Origin of the sequence: Streptomyces niphimycinicus (assembly GCF_018883605.1) — a bacterium.
GTDB lineage: Bacteria > Actinomycetota > Actinomycetes > Streptomycetales > Streptomycetaceae > Streptomyces > Streptomyces niphimycinicus.
In genome coordinates, this window is sequence record NZ_JAHLEM010001138.1 from 1 (window position 1) to 1068 (window position 1068).

Below are 1068 nucleotides of genomic sequence, written 5' to 3' on the forward strand. Positions count from 1 at the left end.
GTGCGCCTCCACCGCATCCACATCCCGGGCAGCAAGTCCGGCGCTCGCCAGCGCCTGCCGGATCACCCGCTGCTGCGACGGACCATTCGGCGCCGTCAACCCATTCGACGCACCATCCTGATTCACCGCGGAGCCGGAAACCACGGCCAGCACCGGGTGGCCGTTCCGCTCGGCGTCCGACAGCCGCTCGACCAGCAGCATGCCGACACCCTCGGACCAGCCCGTCCCGTCCGCACCGGCGGCGAAGGACTTGCAGCGGCCATCGGCGGCCAGGCCGCGTTGGCGCGAGAACTCCACGAAGGTGGCGGGGGTCGCCATCACCGTCACCCCGCCTGCCAGGGCGAGAGAACACTCGCCCGACCGCAGTGCCCGCACCGCCCAGTGCAGTGCCACCAGCGAGGAAGAACACGCCGTGTCCACCGTCACCGCCGGGCCCTCCAACCCGAACGTGTAGGCCACCCGACCGGACACCACACTGCTCGCGTTGCCGGTCAGACGGTATCCCTCGGAGCCTTCCGGGGCCTGCCCGTCTCCGCCGCCGTAGCCCTGCGCGGACGCGCCCACGAAGACACCGGTCTGGCTGCCCTTGAGCGTCGACGCCGGGATTCCGGCCCGCTCGAACGCCTCCCATGACGCCTCCAGCAGCAGCCGCTGCTGCGGATCCATCGCCATCGCCTCACGCGGCGAGATCCCGAAGAACCCGGCGTCGAACTCGGCCGCGTCGTGGAGGAAGCCACCGGAGCGAACGTACGACCGGCCCGAGCGAGTGGCGTCGGCGTCGTACACACCGGCCAGATCCCAGCCACGGTCGGAGGGGAAGGGCGATACGGCGTCGTCCCCGGCGCTGACCAGCCGCCACAGTGCCTCCGGAGAGTCCACACCACCGGGGAAGCGGCAGCTCATCCCGACGATCACGATCGGATCGTCGTCCACGGCACTCGGCGTGTGCGGTATCTGTATCTCTTCGGCCAGCCCTAGCGCCTCCCCGCACACATGCTCGGCGAGCGCCGTCGGGGTCGGGTAGTCGAAGATCACGGAAGCCGGGAATCGCAGTTGGGTGGCCGTACT

At 70.4% G+C, this 1068-nt stretch carries 1 protein-coding gene; it reads right to left on the reverse strand.

Features of this window, described 5'->3' with window-relative positions; all coding sequences use genetic code 11:
• The coding region (locus KN815_RS48255; RefSeq protein WP_253209720.1) for a type I polyketide synthase at positions 1 to 1068 on the reverse strand (1068 nt) is incomplete at both ends.